We start from the raw sequence: 3,426 nt of genomic DNA, 5'->3' as shown, positions 1-3,426 counted from the left end.
GGCAGATGCGGCTCGATCCGCGCCCAGGCCGCGTCCGACAGCCAGTACAGATGTGCCATCCGCCATACCCTCCTCAGCCTGCGTCCCTGATCAGCCGACTAAAAGCCATGAAGCTGCAGAAGGTTGTTTGAGTTCCCTACCTAGAACGAGCCGAGGAGTAAACCCAGCGTGATCACCGCTGCCAGTGCCAGGACCACGCCGACGATCGCCACCATGAACAGGTCCATATAGCTTTCGCGATGGGTCGAGCCACAGACGGCGAGCAGGGTCACGACGGCGCCGTTGTGCGGCAGGCTGTCGAGCGTGCCGGCGCCGATCACCGCCACGCGGTGCAGCAGCGCCGGGTCGATGCCGACCTCTTTGGCGATCTCGAAATAGGTGGCGCCCAGCGCGTCCAGTGCGATGGTGAGGCCGCCTGAGGCGGAGCCGGTCAGCGCTGCCAGGATGTTGGTGGCGGCGGCCAGCGAGACCAGCGGCCCCCCGCCGATCGACAGCACCCACTCGCGCACCAGGGCGAATGCCGGCATCGCCGCCACGACCGCGCCGAAGCCCACCAGGCTCGCCACGCTCAGGATCGGCAGGACGGAGGCATTGGCGCCGGCATCCATGCTGACCCGGAGGGTGACGAGCCGCCGTCCGCTCACCAGCAGCAGGACGAGGATCGCGGCCGCGAGCCCGGTCGCCACGGACCAGACGCCGGCCACCGCCTCCAGCGACACGCCGCCGAACCGCTCCTTGGCCAGGTAGCCGGTGTCCAGGCGCGGCAGCACCAGCATCACCATCAGGAAGTTGACGACCACCACGACGGCCAGCGGCAGCACCGCGAACAGAACCGGAGGGCCATCGGGCGCGCGACGGCCGCGGTCGATCTCGGCCGGATCGAACTCGCGGGCGATGGTGGCCCGCTCGCGCACCAGCTCGTCCGCGGCAGCGTCTTCCGGCCGCGAGGCAGGCAGCGCGCCATAGCCCTGGCCGACCTGCCGGGCGGCGGCTTCCCTGCGCCCGAGCCACCAGAGACCGAAGCCCAGCATGATCACCGAGGCGAGGATGCCCAGGCCCGGTGCCGCGAATGGGGTGGTGCCGAAGAACGGCATCGGGATCGCGTTCTGGATGGCCGGCGTGCCCGGCAGTGCCGACATGGTGAAGGTCGAGGTGCCGAGCGCTACCGCAGCTGGCATCAGCCGGCGCGGGATGTCGGCCTGGCGAAACAGGGCCTGGGCCATCGGCACTAGGACGAAGATCGCCACGAACAGGCTGACCCCGCCATAGGTGACCAAGGCACCGGCCAGCACCACCGCCAGTACGGCGCGGCGGGCGCCCAGCCGTTCGGTCATGAACGCCGCGATGGTGGTGACCGAGCCGGAATCCTCCATCAGCTTGCCGAACAGGGCGCCCAGCAGGAACAGCGGGAGAACTGGGCGACGAACCGGGCGGCACTGCCCATGAAGGTCTGGGTCCAGTGCGCCAGCAGCGGCTCCCCGGAGAAGGCAGCGGCGATCAGAGCTGCCAGGGGTGCCAGCAGCAGCACGCTCCAGCCCGGGAACGCCAGCCACACCAGGAGAGCCAGGCCCAGGAGAATGCCGGCCAGCCCCATCGGCTCACAGGCCTTCGAGCAACTGGTCGAGATCGAGGGACGAGCGCTGGCCCAGGGCGTCACCATGCTGGGTAAGGAAGGCCGCGGCTGCCCGTCGGCCCTCGTCGCGGAGCATGGTCAGGAAGTCCCACTCCGCATTGAGCTTGGACGAGTAGCCCAGCTCCAGCAGCTTGGTGCTGCTCACCCGGTGGACCCGCATGTTCGCCCAGGCCGCCGCCTCGTCACGACAACTCGACGCCATGCGCCGTAACAGGGCGATCATCCGCAGCTCCTTGAGCAGGACGGCGTTGAACGACACCTCGTTGAGCCGGTTCAGGATGTCGCGCGCGGACCTGGGCGTGCCCGGCCGCTCCACCGGGTTGATCTGCACCAGGATCGTGTCCCTCGACGAGCATTCGCGCACCAGCGGCGTGATGGTCGGATTGCCGGAATAGCCGCCGTCCCAGTAGGGCTCGCATCGATCTCCACCGCCTGGAACAGGGTGGGCAGGCAGGCCGAGGCCAGCAGCACCTCGGGCCGCACCTCGCTGTTGCGGAATACCCGCCCGCGACCGGTGCGCACGCTGGTCGCGGTGACGAACAGCCGGATCGGCGCGTCGGTCAGCCGATCGACGTCGATCTGCTCGGCCAGGATCGCCTCCAGCGGGTTGTTGCCGCCGGGGTTCAGGTCGTAGGGCGAGAACAGGCGCGAGGTCAGGTCCAGCGCCACGAACATCGGCGAGTTGTCGAGCGTCCAGCGGCCGAGCAGCACATCGAGCGGACCGCGCTGGAATGGGCTGGCGAGGGCCGCGCGCGACACGCTGCGCCAGAACCGCTCCAGCGCCGCCCTGGCGCCCGTAGCCCCGCCGGCGGCATGGCCGGCGACCAGCACGGCCGCGTTCATGGCACCCGCCGAGGTACCGGTGATGCCGTCGATCGTGAACCAGGGCTCTTCCAGCAGACGGTCGAGCACGCCCCAGGTGAACGCCCCGTGCGACCCGCCACCCTGCAGGGCGAGATCGATCAGGACGGGGCTGCAATCGCCGATGCTGCCGGTGGCTGATGCGGTCGGCATGCAACCTCGCGCAAAGCAGATGAACAGGGAACGAGGCTACGGCCTGCCCGGCCGGCCGCCCGTCGCTTCGGCCGATTCCGGTAGCGGCCAAAGAGCCGACGACCATCCCGGCAAGACGCCTTGCCGAACGAGAGGTGCGCTCGTTTCGCCGACCAGGAGCCGACCGTCACGACGGCATCTTCCCCTGGCAACAGTCATGCGCTCGGGACGACGCAGTCGTGCTTCTCCAATACTCTGGAGGCGATTCTTTGACAAGACAATTGTGTAATAATATGTTCGCTGAACGACTTTGGGAGTTGCGGCGGTCCATGCGCCCGACGACCTGCCATTGCCAGCCGCACTTCACGCGGTCGCCCCATGGCGACTGAGGCCGATCCGCCTCGCCCCACCGCCATTCATCCCGGGGTGCGGCTGTTTTTGTGGGTCTCGAAGCTGATCACGCTGATCGGGATCCTATCCCTCATGGTGGCGGCATGTACTCTGCTGGCGTTCGGTGCGATCGAGACCGGCCGCTATGTCATCCTGCTCGTATCGCCCGGCGATGCGCAGTTGACCAATCGCCAGATGTTTCTCGCCAGCATCAAGCTGGTCGACCTCGTCCTGCTCGCGACGGTGCTCCAGGTGGTCGCTTTCGGGCTCTACTCGCTGTTCATCGATCGCGGGATCCCGGCACCCATGTGGCTGCGCACCAGCGACTTCGACGGCCTGAGAGCCTGTTTGAGAATGGGTTGCTGAGCCAGAACGGCTGTGGTGGAAGCTCGGGATGTGGACCCGAGAGA

Annotated in this window: 1 protein-coding gene and 2 pseudogenes; 1 reads left to right on the top strand and 2 read right to left on the bottom strand. The window is 68.0% G+C overall.

From position 1 onward, the window contains the following. Window positions 1-140 precede the first annotated feature (140 nt). Together HLA95_RS26760 and HLA95_RS26755 are read right to left on the bottom strand one after the other, a co-directional pair. Window positions 141-1,594 (bottom strand): annotated as a pseudogene (locus tag HLA95_RS26760) (GntP family permease). A gap of 4 nt (window positions 1,595-1,598) precedes the next feature. Next, window positions 1,599-2,647 (bottom strand): annotated as a pseudogene (locus HLA95_RS26755) (patatin-like phospholipase family protein). Between the two features lie 357 nt (window positions 2,648-3,004). Here HLA95_RS26755 and HLA95_RS26750 point away from each other — a divergent pair. Beyond that, window positions 3,005-3,382 carry a YqhA family protein gene (locus HLA95_RS26750; protein WP_191062562.1) on the top strand — a complete coding sequence of 126 codons (378 nt, stop codon included), beginning with the start codon at window positions 3,005-3,007 and terminating at the stop codon, window positions 3,380-3,382. The last annotated feature ends 44 nt before the right edge of the window (window positions 3,383-3,426 follow it).

Source organism: Geminicoccus harenae, assembly GCF_019800005.1.
GTDB lineage: Bacteria > Pseudomonadota > Alphaproteobacteria > Geminicoccales > Geminicoccaceae > Geminicoccus > Geminicoccus harenae.
Note: the sequence above shows the minus strand (reverse complement) of the source record. Positions and strands in the feature narration are given on the sequence as shown.

Coding starts and splice junctions, on each gene's coding strand:
- HLA95_RS26750 (WP_191062562.1), top strand. CDS start 3,005: ATGGCGACTGAGGCCGATCCGCCTCGCCCCACCGCCATTCATCCCGGG.